Annotated in this window: 23 protein-coding genes and 1 tRNA gene; 17 read left to right on the top strand and 7 right to left on the bottom strand. The window is 63.6% G+C overall.

The features are described 5' to 3' along the window. Positions 1 to 17: 17 nt before the first annotated feature. The 10 genes from sufB to EZV60_RS11515 all read left to right on the top strand — a co-directional run bounded on the left by sufB (position 18) and on the right by EZV60_RS11515 (position 7,262). Positions 18 to 1,541 carry a Fe-S cluster assembly protein SufB gene (gene sufB, locus EZV60_RS11560; protein ID WP_135505603.1) on the top strand — a complete coding sequence of 508 codons (1,524 nt, stop codon included), beginning with the start codon at positions 18 to 20 and terminating at the stop codon, positions 1,539 to 1,541. A 69-nt stretch (positions 1,542 to 1,610) separates the two neighbouring features. Continuing rightward, complete coding sequence (locus tag EZV60_RS11555; protein WP_135505601.1) at positions 1,611 to 1,808, top strand: hypothetical protein; 198 nt, start codon at positions 1,611 to 1,613, stop codon at positions 1,806 to 1,808. Next, positions 1,805 to 2,119: a heavy metal-binding domain-containing protein gene (locus EZV60_RS11550; protein WP_135505599.1), complete on the top strand. Its 315-nt coding sequence runs from the start codon at positions 1,805 to 1,807 to the stop codon at positions 2,117 to 2,119. The genes EZV60_RS11555 and EZV60_RS11550 overlap by 4 nt, the downstream gene beginning before the upstream one ends. Continuing rightward, positions 2,116 to 2,718, top strand: a complete 603-nt coding sequence (locus EZV60_RS11545; RefSeq protein WP_135505597.1) for a hypothetical protein — start codon at positions 2,116 to 2,118, stop codon at positions 2,716 to 2,718. Before EZV60_RS11550 ends, EZV60_RS11545 begins: the two co-directional genes overlap by 4 nt. A gap of 39 nt (positions 2,719 to 2,757) precedes the next feature. Beyond that, on the top strand, positions 2,758 to 3,513 hold the full coding sequence (gene sufC, locus EZV60_RS11540) for a Fe-S cluster assembly ATPase SufC (RefSeq protein WP_135505595.1): 756 nt from the start codon (positions 2,758 to 2,760) through the stop codon (positions 3,511 to 3,513). After that, positions 3,513 to 4,799, top strand: a complete 1,287-nt coding sequence (gene sufD / locus EZV60_RS11535; protein WP_135505593.1) for a Fe-S cluster assembly protein SufD — start codon at positions 3,513 to 3,515, stop codon at positions 4,797 to 4,799. The genes sufC and sufD overlap by 1 nt, the downstream gene beginning before the upstream one ends. Further along, positions 4,799 to 5,290 (top strand): YIP1 family protein, encoded by a 492-nt coding sequence (locus EZV60_RS11530; RefSeq protein WP_135505591.1) that lies wholly within the window; start codon positions 4,799 to 4,801, stop codon positions 5,288 to 5,290. The genes sufD and EZV60_RS11530 overlap by 1 nt, the downstream gene beginning before the upstream one ends. Then, a complete protein-coding gene (locus EZV60_RS11525) occupies positions 5,287 to 5,898 on the top strand; it encodes a Yip1 family protein (RefSeq protein WP_135505589.1) in 612 nt (203 codons plus the stop codon). The genes EZV60_RS11530 and EZV60_RS11525 overlap by 4 nt, the downstream gene beginning before the upstream one ends. Position 5,899: 1 nt before the next feature. Further along, positions 5,900 to 7,120, top strand: coding sequence for a cysteine desulfurase (locus EZV60_RS11520; RefSeq protein WP_135505587.1), 1,221 nt, complete (start codon positions 5,900 to 5,902; stop codon positions 7,118 to 7,120). Positions 7,121 to 7,185: 65 nt separating this feature from the next. Beyond that, a tRNA-Arg gene (locus tag EZV60_RS11515) sits at positions 7,186 to 7,262 on the top strand. A gap of 77 nt (positions 7,263 to 7,339) precedes the next feature. On the opposite strand, the gene EZV60_RS11510 is transcribed toward EZV60_RS11515, so the two are convergent. Both EZV60_RS11510 and EZV60_RS11505 read right to left on the bottom strand, forming a co-directional pair. Beyond that, on the bottom strand, positions 7,340 to 7,588 hold the full coding sequence (locus tag EZV60_RS11510) for a hypothetical protein (protein ID WP_135505585.1): 249 nt from the start codon (positions 7,586 to 7,588) through the stop codon (positions 7,340 to 7,342). 46 nt (positions 7,589 to 7,634) lie between these two features. Beyond that, positions 7,635 to 9,479, bottom strand: a complete 1,845-nt coding sequence (locus EZV60_RS11505) for a Na/Pi cotransporter family protein (RefSeq protein WP_135505583.1) — start codon at positions 9,477 to 9,479, stop codon at positions 7,635 to 7,637. Positions 9,480 to 9,717: 238 nt separating this feature from the next. Here EZV60_RS11505 and EZV60_RS11500 point away from each other — a divergent pair, with 238 nt between their 5' ends. Beyond that, positions 9,718 to 11,283, top strand: a complete 1,566-nt coding sequence (locus EZV60_RS11500) for an inorganic phosphate transporter (protein WP_245306280.1) — start codon at positions 9,718 to 9,720, stop codon at positions 11,281 to 11,283. A 22-nt stretch (positions 11,284 to 11,305) separates the two neighbouring features. On the opposite strand, the gene EZV60_RS11495 is transcribed toward EZV60_RS11500, so the two are convergent. Next, positions 11,306 to 11,512 carry a hypothetical protein gene (locus EZV60_RS11495; RefSeq protein ID WP_342588792.1) on the bottom strand — a complete coding sequence of 69 codons (207 nt, stop codon included), beginning with the start codon at positions 11,510 to 11,512 and terminating at the stop codon, positions 11,306 to 11,308. Positions 11,513 to 11,616: 104 nt separating this feature from the next. Between EZV60_RS11495 and EZV60_RS11490 the strand changes: the two genes are divergently transcribed. Then, positions 11,617 to 12,072: a type II toxin-antitoxin system RatA family toxin gene (locus tag EZV60_RS11490; protein WP_135505580.1), complete on the top strand. Its 456-nt coding sequence runs from the start codon at positions 11,617 to 11,619 to the stop codon at positions 12,070 to 12,072. Between the two features lie 9 nt (positions 12,073 to 12,081). Here the strand turns inward: EZV60_RS11490 and EZV60_RS11485 are convergent, their stop codons facing one another. Genes EZV60_RS11485 through EZV60_RS11475 form a run of 3 tightly spaced genes read right to left on the bottom strand, consistent with a single transcriptional unit; the run spans position 12,082 to position 14,206 of the window. Beyond that, entirely contained in the window at positions 12,082 to 12,558 is a 477-nt protein-coding gene (locus tag EZV60_RS11485; RefSeq protein WP_135505578.1) for a CinA family protein, read from the bottom strand. Then, positions 12,555 to 13,052, bottom strand: coding sequence for a phosphatidylglycerophosphatase A family protein (locus EZV60_RS11480; protein ID WP_135505576.1), 498 nt, complete (start codon positions 13,050 to 13,052; stop codon positions 12,555 to 12,557). The genes EZV60_RS11485 and EZV60_RS11480 overlap by 4 nt, the downstream gene beginning before the upstream one ends. Then, positions 13,049 to 14,206, bottom strand: a complete 1,158-nt coding sequence (locus EZV60_RS11475) for a bifunctional 2-C-methyl-D-erythritol 4-phosphate cytidylyltransferase/2-C-methyl-D-erythritol 2,4-cyclodiphosphate synthase (protein ID WP_135505575.1) — start codon at positions 14,204 to 14,206, stop codon at positions 13,049 to 13,051. The genes EZV60_RS11480 and EZV60_RS11475 overlap by 4 nt, the downstream gene beginning before the upstream one ends. 228 nt (positions 14,207 to 14,434) lie before the next feature. Between EZV60_RS11475 and dusB the strand changes: the two genes are divergently transcribed. From dusB to ntrX, 5 genes are all read left to right on the top strand, one after another. Beyond that, positions 14,435 to 15,427: a tRNA dihydrouridine synthase DusB gene (dusB, locus tag EZV60_RS11470; protein ID WP_135505572.1), complete on the top strand. Its 993-nt coding sequence runs from the start codon at positions 14,435 to 14,437 to the stop codon at positions 15,425 to 15,427. Beyond that, on the top strand, positions 15,424 to 16,500 hold the full coding sequence (locus EZV60_RS11465; protein WP_135505570.1) for a two-component system sensor histidine kinase NtrB: 1,077 nt from the start codon (positions 15,424 to 15,426) through the stop codon (positions 16,498 to 16,500). The genes dusB and EZV60_RS11465 overlap by 4 nt, the downstream gene beginning before the upstream one ends. Continuing rightward, on the top strand, positions 16,500 to 17,867 hold the full coding sequence (locus EZV60_RS11460; protein ID WP_135505568.1) for a response regulator: 1,368 nt from the start codon (positions 16,500 to 16,502) through the stop codon (positions 17,865 to 17,867). Before EZV60_RS11465 ends, EZV60_RS11460 begins: the two co-directional genes overlap by 1 nt. Positions 17,868 to 18,062: 195 nt before the next feature. Beyond that, positions 18,063 to 20,225 carry a sensor histidine kinase NtrY-like gene (locus EZV60_RS11455; RefSeq protein ID WP_245306286.1) on the top strand — a complete coding sequence of 721 codons (2,163 nt, stop codon included), beginning with the start codon at positions 18,063 to 18,065 and terminating at the stop codon, positions 20,223 to 20,225. 7 nt (positions 20,226 to 20,232) lie between these two features. Next, positions 20,233 to 21,642 carry a nitrogen assimilation response regulator NtrX gene (ntrX, locus tag EZV60_RS11450; RefSeq protein WP_135505565.1) on the top strand — a complete coding sequence of 470 codons (1,410 nt, stop codon included), beginning with the start codon at positions 20,233 to 20,235 and terminating at the stop codon, positions 21,640 to 21,642. Between the two features lie 57 nt (positions 21,643 to 21,699). Here the strand turns inward: ntrX and EZV60_RS11445 are convergent, their stop codons facing one another. Further along, positions 21,700 to 22,170 carry a hypothetical protein gene (locus EZV60_RS11445; protein WP_135505563.1) on the bottom strand — a complete coding sequence of 157 codons (471 nt, stop codon included), beginning with the start codon at positions 22,168 to 22,170 and terminating at the stop codon, positions 21,700 to 21,702. Between the last annotated feature and the right edge of the window lie 25 nt (positions 22,171 to 22,195).

Here is a 22,195-nt window from a genome sequence, read left to right as displayed (position 1 = left end):
AAAGAGGAGGTGGCCCCATGGCTGCACTGGACGAGACACAGGTCAAGGATGGCGTCGACAAGGAAACCGTCGATGCGGTGCGCGAGGTTGGCACCTACAAGCACGGCTGGAACACCGATATCGAGATGGATTATGCGCCGAAGGGCCTGACCCCGGATATCGTGAAGCTGATCTCGGAGAAGAACGAAGAGCCCGAGTGGATGACCGAGTGGCGTCTGCAGGCCTATGAGCGCTGGCTCCAGATGAAAGAGCCCGACTGGGCAATGGTCGATTATCCGGAGATCGATTTCCAAGATCAGTATTACTATGCCCGGCCCAAGAGCATGGAGGTGAAGCCCAAGTCGCTGGACGAGGTCGACCCCAAGCTGCTGGAGACCTATGAAAAGCTGGGCATTCCGCTCAAGGAGCAGATGATTCTGGCCGGTGTCGAGGGCGCCGAGGAGGCCGCACCGGCGGAGGGCCGCAAGGTGGCCGTGGACGCGGTGTTTGATTCCGTGTCGGTCGGGACGACGTTCCAGGCGGAGTTGAAGAAGGCGGGCGTGATCTTTTGCTCGATCTCGGAGGCGATCCGTGAACATCCCGAGCTGGTGAAGAAATATCTTGGTTCGGTCGTGCCGGTGCAGGACAATTTCTATGCGACCCTCAACTCGGCGGTCTTCTCGGACGGGTCGTTTGTGTACGTGCCGCCGGGCGTGCGCTGCCCGATGGAGCTGTCGACCTATTTCCGGATCAATGCCGAGAATACGGGCCAGTTCGAGCGGACGCTGATCATTGCCGACAAGGGATCGTACGTGAGCTACCTTGAAGGCTGCACCGCGCCGCAGCGCGACACCAGCCAGCTGCACGCGGCGGTTGTCGAGATCGTCGTAGAGGAAGACGCCGAGGTGAAGTATTCCACCGTGCAGAACTGGTTCCCGGGCGACGAGAACGGCAAGGGCGGCATCTACAACTTCGTGACCAAGCGTGCCGATTGCCGGGGCGACCGGGCCAAGGTGATGTGGACGCAGGTGGAAACCGGCTCTGCCGTGACATGGAAATACCCGAGCTGCATCCTGCGCGGCGAGGAAAGCCAGGGCGAGTTCTATTCCATCGCCATCACCAACAACTATCAGCAGGCCGACACGGGCACCAAGATGATCCATCTGGGCAAGAACACCCGGTCGCGGATCGTGTCCAAGGGGATCAGCGCGGGGCACGCGCAGAACACCTATCGCGGACTCGTGTCCATGCACCCCAAGGCCAAGAACAGCCGGAACTACACTCAATGTGACAGCCTGCTGATCGGCTCGGAATGCGGGGCGCATACGGTGCCGTATATCGAGGTCAAGAACAACTCGTCCCGGGTGGAACACGAGGCGACCACGTCGAAGGTGGATGACGACCAGCTTTTCTATTGCCGTCAGCGCGGCATGGATGAGGAAGAGGCCGTGGCGCTGGTGGTCAACGGCTTCTGCAAGGACGTGCTTCAGGCCCTGCCGATGGAATTCGCCATGGAAGCTCAGCAGCTTGTGGCGATCTCACTGGAAGGGTCTGTGGGCTAGGGTATGTGGCGGGCGTTGCGCACATGGTTGCTTCCACCTGACCTCAAGGCACAGGCCTTATGCGGAGTATTGCTGGTCATTTCCTTCCTGTTGCCGGCCAAGCTGGCGCTGGTCCTTTGGCCGGGTTCCGACGGGGCGGGCCTTTGGAAGGTCGTATCGGTCATGTCTGGCGGCATCACCTTCGTGGCCCTTTATGTGCTCTACATGTATTTCAGCCTGCTCGTGACACATCGGAAAATCCAACCGGCACAAGGTTCGAATCCATGATCATCACCACCACCCAAAGCATCGAAGGGCGCAAGATCATCGACTACCGCGGCATCGTGGTGGGCGAGGCGATCATGGGAGCGAATGTCTTTCGCGATTTCTTCGCGCAGGTGACGGATATCGTGGGCGGGCGCTCGGGCACCTATGAAACCAAGTTGCAGGATGCGCGCGACACGGCGATGCGTGAGCTGGAAGAGCGCGCGGCGGTGCTGGGCGCGGATGCGGTCGTGGGCGTCGATCTGGATTACGAGGTCGTGGGCGACTCGATGCTGATGGTGTCGGCCAGCGGGACGGCGGTGGTGCTGGAGTGACGGTACAGACCGGCATATCCCGGCCCGAACTGACCTTGCCCGACGCGGAGGCGGCGAGGCTGCGCGCGGCCTATCGTGATGCGCGCGTGATCCTGGAATACGGGTCTGGCGGGTCTACGGTGTTGGCCGCGGAGATGCCGGGCAAGACCATCTACGCGGTGGAAAGCGACCGCGACTGGGCCGAAATGATGCTGGGCTGGTTCGAGCTTAACCCGCCGGCGACGGGAAGCGATGCGCAGATCATCTGGGTCGATATTGGCCCGACCAAGGAATGGGGTCATCCCCGGAAAGCCTCAAAGCACCTGCAATTCGCACGCTATCCGCTGGCGGTCTGGGACATGGAAGGTTTGCAGCAGCCCGACGTGGTGCTGGTCGATGGGCGGTTCCGCGCGGGCTGCGTGATGGCGGCGGCATTTCGCACGGCGAAACCGGTCACGGTGTTCGTCGACGACTACAAGCAGCGAAAGGCGTATCACCGCGTCGAGGAGTTCGTGGGGCCGCCGACAATGACGGGCCGTCTGGCCGAATTCAGGGTGGCCCCGATGCTGCCGGATCCGGCGCGGCTGCTGGATATCGTGGAAATGATGACGCGGCCCTGAGGGGCGTGTCGGACCGAAACAGAAGAAGAGGTAAGAAATATGTTGGAAATCAAAGGGCTGAAGGTCGATCTTGAAGATGAAGAAAAGACCATCCTGAAGGGCGTCGACCTGACCGTCGAGGCGGGAAAGGTACACGCGATCATGGGTCCGAACGGATCGGGCAAGTCGACACTAAGCTATGTGCTTTCGGGGCGCGACGGTTATGAGGTAACCGGCGGCACGGCGACGCTTGATGGTGAGGACATCCTCGACATGGAGCCCGAAGAGCGCGCCGCGGCGGGGCTTTTCTTGGCGTTTCAATACCCGGTCGAGATTCCCGGCGTGGGCAACATGACCTTCATGCGCACCGCGCTGAACGCGCAGCGAAAAGCGCGCGGGCAGGAGGAGATCAGCGCCGCGGATTTCCTCAAGCTGGTGCGTGAAAAGGCCGCTACGCTGGAGATGAGCAACGACATGCTCAAACGCCCTGTGAACGTGGGCTTCTCGGGCGGTGAGAAGAAACGCAACGAGATCCTGCAGATGGCGGTGCTGGAGCCCAAGATGTGCATCCTCGACGAGACCGACTCGGGTCTCGACGTCGACGCGATGAAGCTGGTGTCGAAAGGCGTGAACGCCCTGCGGGACGCCGGACGCGGGTTTCTGGTGATCACGCACTATCAGCGGCTTCTCGATCATATCAAGCCGGATGTGGTGCACATCATGTCCGATGGCCGGATCATCAAGACCGGTGGGCCGGAACTGGCGCTTGAGGTCGAGAAAAACGGATACGCGGACATCAAGGCGGAGGTGGCGTAATGGCGTTGCCGCAGGCAAAACTGGATGCAACCGAGGCGCGGCTGGCGTCCATGCAGCGGCCCGAGGGCGGTGCGTGGGCCACGGCGGCGCGCGACGCGGCGCTGGAGCGGGTCCGGGCGATGGGTCTTCCGCACGCGCGAGACGAGTATTGGAAATTCACCAAGCCCGATACGCTTGTGTCGGCGGACGCCCCGCAGGCGGCGCTGTTCGAAGATGACGACGCGCCGGCCTTCGACGCCACCGACCGGCTCAAGATCGTGTTCGTGGACGGGGTGTTCGACGCAGAGGCCAGCGACGATCTGAGCCTCGAAGGGGTCACGATCGAGCGGCTGGCGGATGTGGCAAAGGCCGATATCCACTGGGCGCGCGATCTTTACGGCGCGCTGGAGACCAACGGGCAGACGCCGGTGGCCCGCCCGCTGGCCGCGCTGAACACGGCGATGGCCACCGATGGCGTGGTCATTCATGTGACCGGCAAGGCGGCGAAACCCGTCAATCTGATTTATCACCATAAATCAGAGTCTTCCGATGCGATCCTGCATCATGTCATCAAGCTTGATGAAGGGGCCGAACTGACCGTGCTGGAAAACGGGCCGGCAGCGGCGCGGTTCAACAAGGCGATGGAGGTGGACGTGGCGGACACCGCCCGGTTTAACCATGTGCGCACGCAGGGCCGCGACCACGAGCGGCGTGCGGTGACGCATGTGTTTGCCCGGCTGGGCCGTGAGAGCGTGTTCAAGTCCTTCACGATGACCGCGAACGGGATCCTCACACGCAACGAGTGTGTGATCGAACTGACCGGTGACGATGCCGTAGCGCATGTCGCGGGCGCCTGCGTGGGCGACGGGGATTTCCACCATGACGACACCGTGTTCATCACCCATGACGCCGTGAACTGCGAAAGCCGTCAGGTGTTCAAGAAGGTTTTGCGCAACGGCGCGGTGGGTGTCTTTCAGGGCAAGATCCTGGTGAAGGAAGGCGCGCAGAAAACCGATGGCTACCAGATCAGCCAATCGCTGCTTCTGGATGGGGACAGCGAGTTCCTCGCCAAGCCCGAACTGGAGATCTATGCCGATGACGTGGCGTGTTCGCACGGCAGCACCTCGGGCGCGATCGACGAGGAGGCGCTGTTCTACCTGCGTGCGCGCGGTGTGCCGAAGCCCATTGCCACCGATCTTCTGACGCTCGCCTTTCTGGCCGAGGCGGTCGAGGAGATCGAGGACGAGGCGCTGCGCTCGGACATGGTCGAGAAGCTGAGCGGCTGGCTGGAGCGGCGGCGCGGCTGATGCCAGTCACGACAGACATCGTGGCTGCCTATCGGGGGCCAAGGCGCGTCATGCGCCGGCTTCTGGACATGGGCGCGCGGGAAGGGCGGGTTCTGGCCATTCTGATGGCCGGGTGCCTGCTGACCTTCATCGCGCAATGGCCCCGGTTGGCGCGCGAGGCGCATCTGAGCGATCAGGAGTTGCAGCCGATGCTGGGGGGCGCGCTGATGGCGTGGATCTTCATCATGCCGCTTGTCTTCTACCTTCTGGCATTTCTCGCCTACCTGATCAGCCGGGTCGCCGGCGCCGCGCAGATGACGCCCTATGGCGCCCGGCTGGCGCTTTTCTGGGCATTCCTTGCCGCGGCACCATTGATGCTTCTCAACGGGCTGGTGGCGGGTTTTGTCGGCCCCGGTCCGGGGCTGCTCGCGGTCGGCGCGGTTTGGCTGGCGGTTTTCGCGTGGTTCACGCTCAGCAATCTTTACGTCGCCGGCTGGGAGCGCGAGGCATGACGCCCGATGCCTTCAAGCCGCTCTTCGTGCTGACGCTGAAGAACCCGCGCGCGGCGGCGCGTCTCGTGCTGCAGATGGACCTGCCGCCACAGGCGCTCTGGATGGCGCTGTCGCTGGTGTCGGTGCTGACCTCGCTGATGTTCGCGGGCATTCTTCAGATCGTGGAACTGCCCAACACGGAAATGGGCGAGATGGCGCGGAACTCGCCCGGCTATTCCTCGCCGCTGGTCTTTGCGCTGATGCAGTGGGGGCGCGCGGTGCTGTCGGTCTTCGTCCTTAATTGGGTGGGGCAGAGCCTTGGCGGGAAGGGCCGGCTGAAGGATGTGCTGGCGGTCATCACCTGGCTGCAGATCGTGGGCCTGTGCGTGATCGTCGCGCTGACCGTGGTGGGCGTGATCCTACCTTTCGTGACGACACTGGGCATGTTCGCCTTTTTCGTCTGGTGGATCTGGGCCGTGGTCGGGTTTCTCGACGAGGCGCACGAACTCAACAGCCCGATCAAGGCGTTCGGCGTTCTGGCGATGTCGGTGCTTGGCGTTCTGATCGGGCTTTCGATCATCATGGGAGTGATCCTGTCGCTCTTTGTCGGGCTGACCGGAGGGGTTTGAAATGTACGACGTTGAAAAAGTGCGCGCGGATTTTCCGATCCTCAAGCGCGAGGTGAACGGCAAGCCGCTGGTCTATCTCGACAATGGCGCCAGCGCGCAAAAGCCGCAGGTGGTGATCGACGCGATCACCCGCGCCTATGCCGAGGAATACGCCAACGTGCATCGCGGGCTGCATTACCTGAGCAATCTCGCGACCGAGAAATACGAAGGCGTGCGCGGCACCATCGCGCGGTTTCTTGGCGTGGCGGACGAGGATCAGATCATCCTCAATTCCGGCACCACCGAGGGCATCAACATGGTCGCCTATGGCTGGGCCATGCCGCGAATGGAGGCCGGCGACGAGATCGTCCTGTCGGTGATGGAGCACCACGCCAATATCGTGCCCTGGCATTTCCTGCGCGAGCGGCAGGGCGTCGTTTTGAAGTGGGTCGACGTGGATTCCACCGGCGAGCTTGACCCGCAGAAGGTGATCGACGCCATCGGGCCGAAAACCAAACTGGTGGCGGTCACGCATCTGTCGAACGTGCTGGGCACCAAGGTCGACGTAAAGGCGATCGTCGACGGCGCGCATGCCAAGGGCGTGCCGGTGCTGGTCGATGGCTCTCAGGCGGCGGTGCACATGCCGCTTAACCTCGATGCGCTGGACGCGGATTTCTACGCCATCACGGGTCACAAGCTCTACGGGCCGTCGGGATCCGGCGCAATCTTCGTCAAGAAAGAACGGCTGGCCGAGATGCGGCCCTTCATGGGGGGCGGTGACATGATCCGCGAGGTCACCAAGGACGGCGTGACCTATAACGATCCGCCGATGAAGTTCGAGGCCGGCACGCCCGGGATCGTGCAGACGATCGGGCTGGGTGTGGCGCTGGACTACATGATGGATCTCGGGGTGGAGAATATCGCCGCGCATGAGGATCGGCTGCGCGATTATGCGGTGGACCGGCTGGGCGGGCTCAACTGGCTGCAGGTGCAGGGCACAACCCCGGACAAGGCGGCGATCTTTTCCTTCACGCTGGATGGGGCGGCGCATGCGCATGACATTTCCACCATCCTCGACAAGAAGGGCGTGGCGGTGCGCGCCGGGCAACATTGCTGCGGGCCGCTGATGGAGCATATGGGCCAGACTGCGACGTGCCGGGCGTCGTTCGCGGCCTATAACACCGAGGCCGAGGTCGACGCGCTTATCGACGCGCTCGAACTGGCGCATGATCTCTTTGCCTGAGCCCTTCGCAGCGTGGTTTTCCTGATTGCGGGGTGGCGGCAGAGCCGCTATAGACCCGGGCAGATGCACCTGTAGCTCAGCTGGATAGAGCGCTGCCCTCCGAAGGCAGAGGCCAGAGGTTCGAATCCTCTCAGGTGCGCCATTCCCACCAAAAGTTGACCATTTGACAGCTACGGCGATGTCGATGCTCAGTGAAGGACGCTGTCTGCGCGACATGGGTCAGGTAAGTTCGTTCAAAAGCCATTCCGCGCGCGCGATGTGGGTGCGCGCGATCCCGAGCTTGCCCTCGAGCCGGGCTTTCTTGTCCGGGGACGGGGCTGCCGCGATCTCGGCCTCGAGTTCGACCGCTTTGGCACGCAGCTTGGCCAGAACTTTCTCGACATGGGCGGGCTTGATCTTGCTCGCCTTGCCGCTTTCGAGACGGCCTTGGTAGTCTTCCACTTTCGAGGCCAGTTTTTTTAGACCCATCTTCGATTCTCCATTCCTGACCGCTGCGCGGTAGTTTTCCTTCCGTTCATGACGGCGGTGTGACGGATGCGTCCGCTGGCTGTGCCGGCTTTTCGGGTTCGGCCCGCGCCTCGTCAAGTTCCTCTTCATCCAGCGACAGCAGGCGTTCCACCTCGGCCATGGCGCCGTCACGCTCGATGTAGAAGCTGCGCGCGGCCTCGATCAGGCCGCGCATCGCCGCGTAGGCGTAACCGGAATCGTTCAGGAACGAGGTCGCCGCAGTGGCGTTCAGCGCCCCCTTGCGGATCATGGCGTCGACGCGCAGCGTGGTCGAGCGGGCGTCCTCTTCGATCTGGGACCGTTCCTGATCCAGCCAGAGCGTGCTGCGGTCTTCCGGTTCGGCGAGGTCGAGCTTGCGGATTTCCACCGCGATCCGCGCGATCTCGGTGCGCAAGGCATCGTAGAGCTCGGTCGTTGCGCCGTGCGGGCGGACGGTATAGCGCTGAATGTTCTTGCGCAGGTGTTTCACGGATTTCACAGCCTGGACGATTTCGCTTGACACGTCCCTGAGGGCATAAATCCGCTCGGCGATTTCGGGGGGCACCCGTTTGTCGCCGACGCGGGTGGTGAATTCCACGATGCTTGAATAGAGCGTCTTCACGCGCCGCTCATAGGCCTCATCGAGATCGAGGTCGAAGGGTTGGCGGCTTTTGCGCACGAGGGCCGCCACGTCGTCGGTCGCAAAAAGTGCATCGCGGTGCAGGTTGAGCCCGTGAAGGATCAGCTCGACCGCGTTCTCGTAAAGATGATGCACCTCCTTGCGCAGGGCCAGTTCCAGGGTTTGGGGAAACTCGTCGACCGCCTCGTTCAGGTAGCGCGGGCGGCTGACATCGGGCACCGGTTCCACGATGCGGGCTTCAAGAAAAAGGATCAGCCGGGGAAGCAGCGGCACCATGAGCGCGACGCCCAGCACATTGAAGATCGTGTGGAAGACGGCGAGCTTCATGGCGTAATCCGTGGGTGCGATCCGCACGAGATCGCTGATCCAGTCCACGGCCTCGCGCAGGGGCGAGATCAGCACAAGCGCCACGAGCGCCGTCACCGCGTTGAAGATCAGGTGGGCGAGCGCCAGCCGCTTGCCCTGAAAATTGGCGCTGAGCGAGCCGATGATCGCGGTAATCGTGGTGCCGATATTGGCCCCGATCGCCAGCGCCAGCGCGTTTTCATAGCTGATCTGGCCCGCCGCCAACGCCGTCAGGATAAGAACCATCGTTGCGTGGCTCGATTGCATGATGACCGTGGCCACCGTGCCGATCAGGCAATAGACAAAGAGGCCCAGCAGACCGGTAAGGGCGAAGCGGGTCAGGTCGATCTGGTCCTTGAAGGCCTCAAAGCCCTCTTTCATGTGGTGGATGCCCAGGAACAGGAAGCCGAGCCCGGCCAGCGCATACCCGATGCCGCGCAGGGGTTTGGATTTCTGGAAGACCAGCACGATGCTGACCGCGATCATGGGCATGGCATAGGCGGCAATGTTGATTTTCAAGCCAAGTCCCGCGACTAGCCACGCGCCGGTCGTGGTGCCGATATTCGCACCGAAAATGATGCCGACCCCGCCGATCAGGGAGATGAGGCCGGCGCTAAGGAAGGAGATGGTGATGACGGAGACGAGCGAGCTGGATTGCAAAAGCGTGGTCGAGACGATCCCGAACCCGATCGCCCGCGGGGTCGAGCCGGTCGCGCGTTCGAGAAGCCGTTCAAGCGCGCCGCCGCCGAAGAGCTTGAAACCGTCCTCGAGCATCAGCATGCCGAAGAGGAAGATCGCGACGCCCGCCGCGATTTCCTGAGCGTCCGGGCTGATCCAGAAAGTCAGCAGAAGCGCGCCGAGCGCGACCGGAAGATAAAAGCGTGTCATCTTCGGACGCCTTTTCGGGGCTGCAGCCTGCTTAGAGACGGCCGCCCGTGTCGAACACAGTGTCTTGGTCGCCCGTACCCTGTTCTTGCCGCCATGGCGCGCGGATCCTTTCACCTGTTGCAATAGGGAAACATACTAGCCCGCCATGACCTGTCCTTGACATGGCTCATGGGCGCGGGGAACCGGGGCGCGATCATGGGGTCGTCGACCAAAGGTCATCTACGGGGGGAACCGTGCCGTGTTGAGAACCGAAAAAATCGAGACCGTTGCGCAACGCAACCGTGACGAGTTGTTCCGTTTCGGGACGGGCGTGCTCTTCATCGTCGGGATCATGCTTTTCACCATCGTTCGGACCGATGGCGGCGTCGACGGCACGCTGCTTGTGGCCGCGGCGATGATCGGCGGCTACATGGCGATGAATATCGGGGCCAATGATGTGGCCAACAATGTCGGCCCGGCGGTCGGATCGCATGCGATCACGCTGACCGGAGCGATCCTGATCGCGGCCTTTTTCGAGGCCGGTGGCGCGCTGATCGCCGGAGGTGACGTCGTCGGCACAATCAAGAGCGGGATCATCGATCCCGGCCTTGTGGCCGACCGCGATACGTTCATCTGGATCATGATCGCAGCGCTTCTGGCCGCGGCCGTTTGGCTGAACTTCGCCACCGCCGTCGGCGCGCCGGTTTCGACCACGCATTCCATCGTCGGCGGGGTGCTTGGCGCGGGTATCGCCGCGGCAGGCTGGCGCATCGCGGACTGGTCCGTGGTGGGGCAGATCGCGGCAAGCTGGGTAATCTCGCCGCTTCTGGGAGGTCTGATTGCGGCGGGCTTTCTTTTCGTCATCAAGCGCACGATCACCTACAAGAAGGATGTTCTGACGGCGGCGAACCGCATGGTTCCGGTGCTTGTGGCGGTGATGGCTTGGGCGTTCTCGACCTACCTGATGCTGAAGGGGGTCAAGAAGATCGTGTCGGTGTCGTTTCCGGTGGCCGTCCTGATCGGTCTTGCCACGGCGTCGGTCATCTTCGTCATCATGCGGCCCTATATCGCGCGGCTGACGGCGCAATTGGACAACCACAAGTCCAGCGTCAACGAGCTTTTCACGATCCCGCTTATCTTCGCCGCGGCTTTGCTGAGCTTCGCGCATGGCGCAAATGACGTCGCCAATGCGGTCGGCCCCCTGGCCGGGATCAACGAGGCCATCGCCCAGGGCGGTGTGTCGACCAAGGCCGGCATTCCGCTTTGGGTCATGGCCGTGGGGGCGCTTGGTATCGCACTCGGGCTGGCGCTATACGGACCGAAGCTGATCCGGACCGTCGGCAGTGAGATTACCGAGCTCGACAAGATGCGGGCCTTTTGTATCGCCATGGCTGCGGCGATCACCGTCATCATAGCGTCGCAGCTGGGCCTGCCGGTCAGTTCGACTCATATCGCGGTTGGCGGGGTTTTCGGGGTGGGCTTCCTGCGGGAGTACATCAAGTCGAGCTACGCGCGGATGCTTGACGAGATCCGCGACCATCACGCCGAGAGCGATCCAGAGGCGGTGGAAGTTTTCCTTGCGGAGTTCGAAGCGGCGGATGTGGCCATCAAGGGCGAGATGCTGCGCGAGATGAAGGCGCAGGCGGCGGCGGATCGGCTGCTGGGCAAACAGGAGCGTCGGGGTCTTGGACGGGTGCATCGGGTGGAGCTGGTGAAGCGCAACCTGCTGCTGCGGATCGCGGCGGCGTGGATCATCACCGTGCCCGTCGCGGCGATCCTGGCGGCGATGTTCTTCTACATGATCCGCGGCATGATGCTGCCCTGATCCGTTGGGGTGAGGCGCGGGCTCACTCGGGCCGGTAGCGGAGGCCGCGCGGCTCCAGCGACATCCAGTCGGGCAGGCCCCAGACATATTCGATCGCAAACAACGCGAGACAGGCGAGGATGATGGTGAAGACGAATTTCACCCGGCCTTCGCTGGGCGGGTTTTGCGCCCAGCGCGCCATACGAAAGAGCCAGCGGTGATTCATCGACGCCCCGATCGGGGACAGCATGACCGGATATTATGGCGCGACTCGCGGAGTTTTCCTTGCATTTCAGCGGCCAGTTTAGGACATACCGCGCGACGCCCACAAGCCAAACGGACCAAGACCCGCCGATGCCGTCGCATGCCGAAACCCGCCATCTGCCCTATAGCGCAGAGCAGATGTTCGATTTGGTGGCCGATGTGGGCAATTACCCCAAGTTCCTGCCCTGGACGGCGGCCGCGCGGGTGCGCCGGATCACCGAGCGGGCCGACGGCGCGCGCGAGATGGAGGCCGACCTGGTCATCAGCTTCAAGGTCTTTCGGGAAAGGTTCGGCAGCCGGGTCGTGCTGTGGGACGACGAGAGGCGTATCGAGACCGAGTATCTCGATGGCCCGTTCGAGCATATGCGGTCGAACTGGGTGTTCCGGGATCTGCCCGACGGTGGCTGCGAGGTGCAGTTTGACGTGGATTTCAAGCTGCGCAGCCGGCTGCTGCAATCGGCGGCCGAGCTTTTCTTCTATGAGGCGATGAAGCGGGTTGTGAGCGCGTTCGAGAAGCGCGCGCAATCGCTTTACGGGCGGGGCTGAGCCGCCGGCTTAGCCTGGGCTGTTGAGCCCGCGCAGCAACAGCGTCAGCGCGTGGTCGCGGGCGCGCGCACGCACTTCGGCGCGGCCCGGCGCGCCGAATTCCTGCGTTTCGGTGCGCGTTGGCTGTCCGGTTCGGGCAAGACCGAAACAGACCCGTCCTTCGGGCTTATGTTCGGAACCGCCGGGGCCGGCGATGCCGGTGATGGCAACGGCCAACTGCGCCGGGGACTGCGCCAGCGCGCCCTCGGCCATCTCGCGGGCGACCTCCTCGGACACCGCGCCGTGGGCCTCCAGCGTGGCCGGTGACACGCTCAGCAGTTCGATCTTGGCGGCGTTGGTGTAGGTGACGAAGCCGCGCTCGAACACCGCCGAGGAGCCCGCGATATCCGTCAGCGCCGCCGAGACCATGCCGCCGGTGCAGGATTCCGCGGTGGCGATCATGAGGCCCTGCGCCTTGGCCCTTTCAAGGATTTCTTGCGCGCTCATAGCCCCAGCAGCCCATGAGAGAGGCCCGCGAAGGCCATGACGCCGATGGCGGCGAACAGCCCCGCGATGATGTCGTCGAGCATCACGCCCAGCGCGTCACCGCGCCGGTCGGCCCAGCCGATGGGGCCGGGCTTCCAGATATCAAAGAGGCGAAAGAGCACGAAAGCCGTAATCCAGCCGGGCCAAAGCGCAAAAAGCCCAGCCCCGGCATGGGTCGCGCCGATAGATACCGGCAGAAGGGCGAGCCATTGGCCCGCCACCTCGTCGATCACGATCTCAGAGGGGTCGTGATCGTCTTTTCCTTTCGTCTCCAGTGCGGTCGACCACCATCCGAAGGCAAATGACGCGGCAATGCCCAGCGCCAGAAGGACCGGACCACCAAGAACATGCAGAAGCGCCGCGGCGGGCAGCGCCGCAAGCGAGCCCCATGTGCCGGGGGCGGGGCGCAGATGGCCCACGCCGAAAAAGGTCGCGATGAGATGGGACGCGGTCATGGCTTGACCAGCGTGGCGACGGCCTGCGCGGCGATGCCTTCTTCGCGGCCGGTGAAGCCCAGCCGCTCGGACGTGGTCGCCTTGACCGAGATCCGCGCGGGATCGAGCCCGGTGATCTCGGAAAGAGCCGCGATCATGGCGGGCGCGTGAGGCCCGATCTTGGGGCGCTCGCAGACCAGCGTCACGTCCACGTTCGAGATGGCAAAGCCCATCTTGTCGGCAAGTTCGACGGCGTGGCGCAGAAAGATGTGGCTGGCCGCGCCTTTCCACTGCGGATCGGAGGGCGGGAAGTGCCGGCCGATATCGCCCATAGCCAGCGCGCCGTAGATCGCGTCGGTCAGCGCGTGCAGACCGACATCGGCATCCGAATGCCCCTGCAGGCCACGGTCGTGCGGGACCTCGACACCGCACAGCGTGACACGGTCGCCCGGACCGAAGCGGTGCACGTCAAAGCCGGTGCCAGTACGAATGTCGATCAAGGTGGTCTCCTTCCGGGCACGCAGGATCTCGGCGGCGCGGGCGAAATCCTCGGGCGTAGTGATCTTCAGATTGGTGTCGTGGCCTGGCATGATGGCGACATCCAGACCGGCGGCACGGGCCACCTCGACATCGTCGGCGGCGGCGCCTGTATGGGTGCGGTGGGCTTCGAGAATCGCGGCGAAGTCAAAGGCCTGCGGCGTTTGTGCGCGGTAAAGTCCAGCGCGGTCCTGCGTGCTGGTGACGATGCCGTCTGCGCCGCGCCAGAGCGCGTCGGTCACGGGCAGGGCGGGGGCGACGGCCGGCGTCGTGCCGGTCTGCAGCGCGCGCAGGATTTCAGCGATGTGGTCGGGCGTGACGCAGCAGCGCGCGGCGTCGTGGATGAGCACGTGGCCGGGGGGATCTGCATGAGTTGCTAGGTGTTCCAGGCCGTTGCGCACGGACTGTGCGCGGGTCTCGCCGCCGGGCACGGTCACGATACGCGGCGCGGGTGCCATTCGATCCATTTCGTCGGGGTGCAGGACGACCACGACGTGATCGATCCCGGGCACGGCGAGACAGGCCTCGAGCGTCCAGTCGATCACGCGACGCCCGGCGAGCGGTCGCCACTGCTTGGGCTCTGCCCCTCCGGCGCGGGTGCCACGCCCGGCGGCCACAATGAGAACGCACGCATTCATGGGTCCTGATTACGCGCGGGCCACGTCGCTGGCAATGGCGACAGGGCTTGGAATTGAATGATTTTCAAAGGGCCGAGCAGCGGAAACCATATGGCCGCCGGCGCATTCTTTCGCTACGTTTGATTAAATATTGGGCAGTGTGGCCTTCACGCCTCTATTTTGTGCGTAAGACCTTTGTCATTGGCGCTGGCAGGCCGTAGAACGAACGTGCTCGCGAGGAACCACACCATGTTGTCGCTGACTGACCGATCCCTTGATCCGCCCGTCCTTCTAGCCCCGCTTGCGGGGATTACGGATCTGCCATTCCGCACCCTGGTGGCGCGGTTCGGTGCGGGGCTTGTGGTGAGCGAGATGGTGGCGAGCCAGGAGATGGTGCAGCGCAAGCCCGGGGTGCGCGAGAAGGCGGAACTGGGCTTTGGCGTGGAAAACACCGCCGTGCAGTTGGCGGGCCGCGAGGCGCATTGGATGGCCGAAGCGGCGCGGCAGGTCGCCGATAACGGAGCGCGTATCATCGATATCAACATGGGCTGCCCCGCCAAGAAGGTCACGAGCGCCAGCGGTGCGGGGGCCAGCGGCTCGGCGTTGATGCGCGATCTGGACCATGCGTTGGGGTTGATCGACGCGGTGGTCGCGGCGGTCGACGTGCCGGTCACGCTCAAGACGCGACTTGGCTGGGACGATGACAGCCGCAACGCGCCCGAATTGGCGCGGCGCGCCGAGGCGGCGGGCGTGCAGATGATCACCATTCACGGGCGTACGCGGTGCCAATTCTACAAGGGTCGCGCGGACTGGACCGCGATCCGTATGGTCAAAGACGCGGTCAGCATCCCGGTCGTCGCGAACGGAGACATCACCGACGCGCGGAGCGCGAGGGAGGCACTCGCGCAGTCGCGGGCCGATGGCGTGATGATCGGGCGCGGGGCGCAGGGCCGGCCCTGGATCCTTGCCGAGGTCGCGGCGGCGCTGTTCGACGGTGCGTCGCCCGCGGTGCCAGCCGGGGCGGATTTCACGCGCATGGTTCAAGATCACTATGAAGATATGCTGCGGTTTTACGGTGCAGAGCTTGGGCTGCGTGTCTCGCGCAAGCATCTGGGCTGGTACATGGACGAGGCGGGCACGCCGATGAGCCTGCGCAAGCGCGTGCTCACGGCCGGAACGCCGGGCGAGGTGCTGGCGCTATTGCCCGAAGCGCTCGGGGCCGGGGAGCGGCGAGCGGCATGACCGAAATCGAAGACTCGATTTGGACCTCCCTGCCGGTGCCCGCGATTATCCTCGACGGGCAAGACAAGATCGTCGAGATCAATCCGGCGGCGGAAGGTTTTTTCATGACGTCGGCGAAATCGATCCGCTGGCAGCCGGTCTGGGACCGCCTGGCGGTCGATGCACCGCTTGAGGAGGCGCTGGAACGCGCGAGAGAGAAGGACGCGCCGCTTTTCGTCAATGACGTGGACGTGGGCACCGGCGACCGCGCGCCATTGCAGTGCAACCTTCAGATCGCGCCTTTGTCCGGCCAGCCCGGGCATATGATCCTGCTCATCTCGCCCCGGGAACTGGCCGGGCGGGTCACCCAGAGCCAGTCCGTGAAATCGGCGGCGAAATCGGCGATCGGCATGGCCGAGATGCTGGCGCATGAAATCAAGAACCCGCTGGCGGGCATAACCGGGGCGGCGCAGCTTTTGTCGATGAACCTCAGCCAGCAGGATCTGGAACTGACCGATCTCATCGTCAGCGAAAGCCGCCGGATCGTGGGGCTTCTGGAACAGGTGGAACAGTTCGGCAACGTGACCAAGCCGAAGCTGCGGGCGGTCAATCTGCACGATGTGCTCGACCGGGCGCGCCGTTCGGCCCTGGTGGGGTTCGCGGCAAACATGACCATTCTGGAGGATTACGACCCGTCGCTGCCGCTGGCGGTGGGGGATCCTGACCAGCTTTTGCAGGTGATCCAGAACCTGTTGAAGAATGCGACGGAAGCCGCGGGTAAAGAGGGCGGCATAATTACGCTGCACAGTTATTATCAGCAGTCGCTGCGGGTTCGACGGGGCGATGGCGGAGGGCGGTCTTTGCCGCTGCAGATTGAAGTAATTGACAATGGTCCCGGCCTTCCGCCCGAAATTGCGGGCGATGTGTTCGACCCGTTCGTGTCGGGCCGGGAAAACGGTACCGGTCTTGGTCTCGCGCTCGCGGCCAAGATCATCTCAGACCATGACGGGTGGATCTCGGTGAGTTCGGTGCCGGGGAGGACGGTCTTTCGCATCTCATTGCCAAGGGCCGAAAAGGAAATGGAGGACGACTGATGGATGGCACGGTTCTCGTGGCCGATGACGACCGGACGATACGCACGGTCCTGACACAGGCGCTGACCCGGGCAGGGTGCCGGGTTCATGCGACAAGCTCGCTGACGACGCTGATGCGCTGGGTCGGCGAGGGCAAGGGCGATGCGGTGATCACCGATGTGATGATGCCAGATGGCAACGGGCTTGAGATGCTACCCAAGATCGGGGCGGACCGGCCCGGGCTGCCGGTGATCGTCATTTCGGCGCAGAACACGATCATGACTGCGATTCAGGCCGAGGAGGCGGCGGCCTTCGATTACCTGCCCAAGCCATTCGATCTGCCGGACTTGATGAAGCGGACGGCACGGGCGCTCGAGTCGCGCGGTACGCGCAGCACAAGCACGTCCAGCGGCGCGCAGGAGCGGCCGGACGAGTTGCCGCTGGTGGGGCGCACCACGGCGATGCAGGCGCTTTACCGGGTTGTGGCGCGGCTGATGAACACCGATCTGCCGGTGCTGATCACCGGCGAGTCGGGTACCGGCAAGACCCTGATCGCGCGGGCGATCCATGACTTTTCCGACCGCCGCACGCTGCCCTTCGTGACGGTGACGCCCGGCGATCTTGCAGATCTGGAAGGGCCGAGCCGGGTGATGGCGCGCGCCAAGGGCGGCACGATCGTGCTCGATGGGGTTGGCGATCTGGATATGGACGCCCAGGCGCGCGTGGTGCGGATGATGGACGCGCCCGGTGATCACGTACCACGCTTCATGGCGACAAGCCTGGGGCGGCTTGCCGACCGGCTCGAGGAGGGTCGGCTGCGCGAGGATCTGTATTACCGGCTGTCGGGGGCCGTGGTCGAGGTGCCGAGCTTGCGCGCCCGGGTCGATGACATTCCCCTTCTGGCCGAGCATTTCCTTGCGCGGGCCGAGCGCGACGGCCAGCCCGCACGCCGGTTGTCTGACGACGCGATGGAACTGATGCGCGCCTATAGCTGGCCCGGCAACGTGCGCCAGCTGGAGAATGCGGTGCAGCGGCTTGGCCTGACCGCACGGGCCGATCAGATCAGCCGCGCCGAGGTCGAGGCCGTACTGGGCAACCAGCCCGAGGCGGCGCCGGTGATGGGACGCGGCACCGGAGAGAATCTCTCCGACAGCATCGCGCGGCACCTGCGCCGGTATTTCGATCTGCATGGCAACGTATTGCCGCCGCCGGGCCTTTACGGGCGAATCCTCAAAGAGATGGAATTGCCGCTGATCGAGATCGCGCTGGATGCGACGGGCGGTAACCAGGCCAAATGCGCCGATTTGCTGGGAATCAACCGAAATACGCTGCGCAAGAAGATCACCGATCTGGATATTCGCGTGACACGCCGCCGCAAGTTGATGTAAAACTGCAACATCACTGTGGCCGATAGGGGGCAGCCCCGGCAGATTGAGCCACATCTGGGGTTGGCGCTGATTGGCGCCACAACCTGATGGGGGATATGCGTGACCGCGAAAGCACGCAGCTGGTCTTGGGAGCGTGTCAACCGCCTGCGGCGGCTTCAGAAGGTACGCAATGTAGCGACCTTCGGGTTGGTTCTCATGGGGCCGGTTCTGGCGGTTCTGACCTACGCCGTCATGGGTCCGCTCGATCAGGGCACGAGCTCGAATATCCTGCGCATCGTGCTGCTGGCGGATATGGTCTATATCATCGTGATCGCCGCGATGGTGCTGCAACGTGTGGCGCAGATGATTGCCGCACGTCGCCGCAAATCCGCCGGGTCGCGCCTGCACCTTCGTCTGACGGGTGTTTTCGCGGTGATGGCGCTGTTGCCGACGATCACCGTGGCGGTCTTTGCCACGCTGTCGGTCAACATGGGGCTCGAGGCGTGGTTTTCCGACCGGGTCGGACGGGTGGTGGACAGTTCGGTTGCCGCCGCGCAAGCCTACGAGGACGAGCACCGCCGAGACCTTGTGACGGATGCGCGGGCGCTGGCGTCGCTCATCAATGCCACAAAGCGCGCGGCGGTGTTTCTGGACGATGGGGACATTCGCCAGATCCTGTCGCGCGGTCAGCGCGAGATCCAGCGCGGGCTGCGTGAGGCCTTTGTCATAGACGGTACGGGCGATCTGCGCGCCCGGGGCGAGCGGTCCTATCTGTTCGATTACGAGAGGCCAAGCCGCGCCCAGATCGAAGAAGCTGCCGATACCGGGGTCGTGGTCATCCAGGATTGGGATAACAACGAATTCCGCGCTCTGATGCCGCTGGAGGAGATTCCCGACCGGTATCTTTATGTCAGTCGCAATGTCGACGGCGATATCCTCAACCTGCTGGACGAAACACAGGAAACCGCGCGGTTCTATCAACAGCGCGAGGATGAGCGCGACCGGGTTCTGTTCGAGTTCGGTGTGCTTTATCTGGGGTTCGCCGTCATTCTGATCCTCGCGGCGATCTGGCTGGGGATGTGGTTCGCGGAACGTCTGTCGAGGCCAGTGGGGCGTCTGACGAGTGCGGCACAGCGTGTTGGCGAGGGCGATCTTGACGTGCAGGTCCATGAAGAGGACGGCGGCGACGAAATCGGCATGCTGTCGAGCTATTTCAACCAGATGACACGCCAGCTCAAGCAGCAGCGCGAACGGCTTCTGGCCAACACGCAACAGATCGAGCGGCGGCGGCGGTTGTTCGATTCCGTACTGGGATCAGTGAGTTCCGGGGTGGTCGGGCTTGATACCAAGGGGCGGGTGACCTTCGTCAATCGCGCCGCCGAGCGGCTGCTTGACTGGCAGGAGGATCAGCAATCCGTCGCGTTGAGCGTGGCCGTCCCCGAGTTCGGCACCTTGTTCGAAAAGCTGCGGGCGTCGAGCTCGGGCTTTGTGCAGGAGGAAATCAAGGTCAGTCGCGGAGGAAGCATGGAAAGCTTGCTGGTGCGCATGTCGACGCGGCGCAACGAGGATGGCCGGCGCGAAGGATATGTGGTGGCCTTTGACGATGTGACCGACCTTGTTACCGCGCAGCGTATGGCCGCCTGGGGCGACGTGGCGCGGCGTATCGCGCATGAGATCAAAAACCCGCTTACGCCCATTCAGCTGTCGGCCGAGCGGATCAAGCGCAAGTTCTCGCGGCTTCTGGATGAGGAGCAGGCCGAAAGCCTGGAACAGCTGACCGACGTCGTCGTGCGCCAGACCAATGATCTGCGCCGGATCGTCGACGAGTTTTCCAAGTTCGCGCGCATGCCCGAGCCGCAGACTGAGACCGAAAGCCTGACGCGGCTGCTGCGCGAGGCGGTGCTTCTGCAGGAAGCTGGGCAGCCGGGCGTGCGGTTCGTGGTCGATCTGGCCGACGATCCGCTTTTGGCGGATGTGGATGCCACGATGCTGAGTCAGGCGCTGACAAACTTGATGAAGAACGCCGGAGAAGCCATTGAAAGTCTTTATGAAAAAGAGGCTCCAGACGCGCATGAGCCGGAGATCCGCGTTTCCAGCGTGGAAGAGGACGGTTTTGCGACCATTCGCATCGCCGACAACGGCATCGGCCTGCCCGAGGATCGATCGCGGCTGTTCGAGCCTTACGTGACGACGCGCGAAAAGGGCACCGGCCTTGGCCTGCCCATCGTGAAGAAGATCATCGAGGAACATGGTGGCACGCTGACATTGGAAGATGCGCCGCCCTTTGAAAACGGCGCGCATCGCGGCGCAATGGCGGTGCTTCGGCTTCCGCTTGCGGCCGCGGCGGCAGTGCCGGCAGACGAACGACAAGCGGTATGAGGATCATATGAGCGACATTCTGATTGTTGATGACGAACGCGATATCCGCGAACTGATTTCCGACATTCTGGAGGACGAGGGATTTACCACCCGTCTGGCCGGCAATTCCGATGAGGCGATGGCGCAGATCGAGGCGGAGCGCCCGGGCCTGCTTATTCTCGATATCTGGCTGAAGGACAGCAAGATGGACGGGATCGACATTCTGAAGGCAGTCAAGCGCGACTACCCCGAAGTGCCGGTGGTGATCATCTCGGGACACGGCAATATCGAGATCGCCGTCGCCGCGATCAAGCAGGGCGCCTATGACTTTATCGAAAAGCCGTTCAACATCGACCAACTGCTGGTCGTGATCCGGCGCGGCATGGAGACAAGCCGGCTTCGGCGCGAGAATATCGCCCTGAAGCAGCAGGGTACCGCGCCGTCGGAAATGCTGGGAGAAAGCCCCGCTTTCCGCACGTTGCTGGGCCAACTCGACAAGGTCACGAAGTCGAACGGTCGGGTGATGCTGTCCGGTCCTCCGGGCGCGGGCAAGGAACTGGCGGCGCGTTATATCCACGCCAATTCGGCGCGCGCGAGCGGTCCGTTCGTCTGTGTCGGCTGCGCCTCGATCGAGCCCGACCGGATGGAGGAGGTTCTGTTCGGGCGCGAGGGCGAAGAGGCGGGCGTGGTGCCCGGTTTGCTGGAAGAGGCCAATGGTGGCGTAATCTATTTCGACGAAGTGGCGGATATGCCGCTTGGCACCCAGTCCAAGATCCTGCGGGTGCTGGTCGATCAGACCTTCCTTCGGGTGGGCGGCAGCGACAAGGTGCAAGTCGATCTGCGGGTGATCTCGTCGACAAGCCGCGATCTGGAAACCGAAATCGCCGCCGAAAGGTTTCGCCGCGAGCTTTATCATCGACTGAATGTCGTGCCGATCAAGGTGCCGAGCCTTGAGGACCGGCGCGAGGATATCCCGGCGCTGGCCGAGCATTTCATCGCCGCGCTCAATCGCGATCAGGGCTTGCCATTGCGCCACCTCGGTGAGGAGGCCGGAGCCCTGCTGCAGACGATGCGCTGGCCCGGCAACGTGCGCCAGCTGCGCAACGTGATCGAGCGGGTCCTGATCCTGGGCGAGGGCACGGGCGAGATCACTGCCCGCGAAATGCCGGGTGAGACCGCCGCGCCCGCCGAGGAAGGGCGCGTGGTGCTGTCGGGCACGGTGGCCACGATGCCCCTGCGCGAGGCTCGCGAGGCCTTCGAACGTGAGTACCTGATGACGCAGATCAACCGCTTTGGCGGCAATATCAGCCGTACGGCGGAATTCGTGGGCATGGAGCGCAGCGCGTTGCACCGAAAGCTCAAAAGCCTCGGCGTGGTGACCGGCGCAAAGGGCGCATCGGGCGAAACAACGGACCAGAGCGCCTCCGTGACGGGGTGATCCAAAGGCGTCGCTTCGCCCACAGGTTTCTTGGGCGGACGTCGTCCGCGCGATGCCTCAGGGCGTGACGATCTTGTAGCGACCGGTATTGAGACGGATGATACAGGAGCGCGCGGTCAGCGCCGGCTGCACCTGCGTGGCGGTGAGCCGCGTTGCCTCGATTACAGCGGGTGCGCAGGGCTTCAGACGGATGCGGGCATATCCCTTTTCGGCCATGCAGAGCTTGGCGGTCTCGGCGCGCAGGCCCTCATTCGCGTCGTATGTTTCCCAGCGCCCGGGAGAAATCAGGATCGGCGTCGTGCGGCAGACACCGGCGGCATTGCAGGTGGTTGGATAGCTGTAGGTCGGCGGGATGTAGCGCGTACGCCGGGCCTCGGGGACCTCGCGCAGCGCTGCGACCCGGCAGCGTGTTTCGGCCGCGTCTATCTGCGCTACCGCCGCACCCTCGCGGTAATACAAGGGAACCGGAAGGCAGCCCGACAGCAGGGCACAGGCCGCAAGGATAAGGAGGACGCGCGAGACGGGCATGTAGGCAGTCTAGCGCGTCGCCGCG

Origin of the sequence: Roseovarius aestuariivivens, from assembly GCF_004761875.1 — a bacterium.
Taxonomy (GTDB): domain Bacteria; phylum Pseudomonadota; class Alphaproteobacteria; order Rhodobacterales; family Rhodobacteraceae; genus Roseovarius; species Roseovarius aestuariivivens.
Note: the sequence above shows the minus strand (reverse complement) of the source record. Positions and strands in the feature narration are given on the sequence as shown.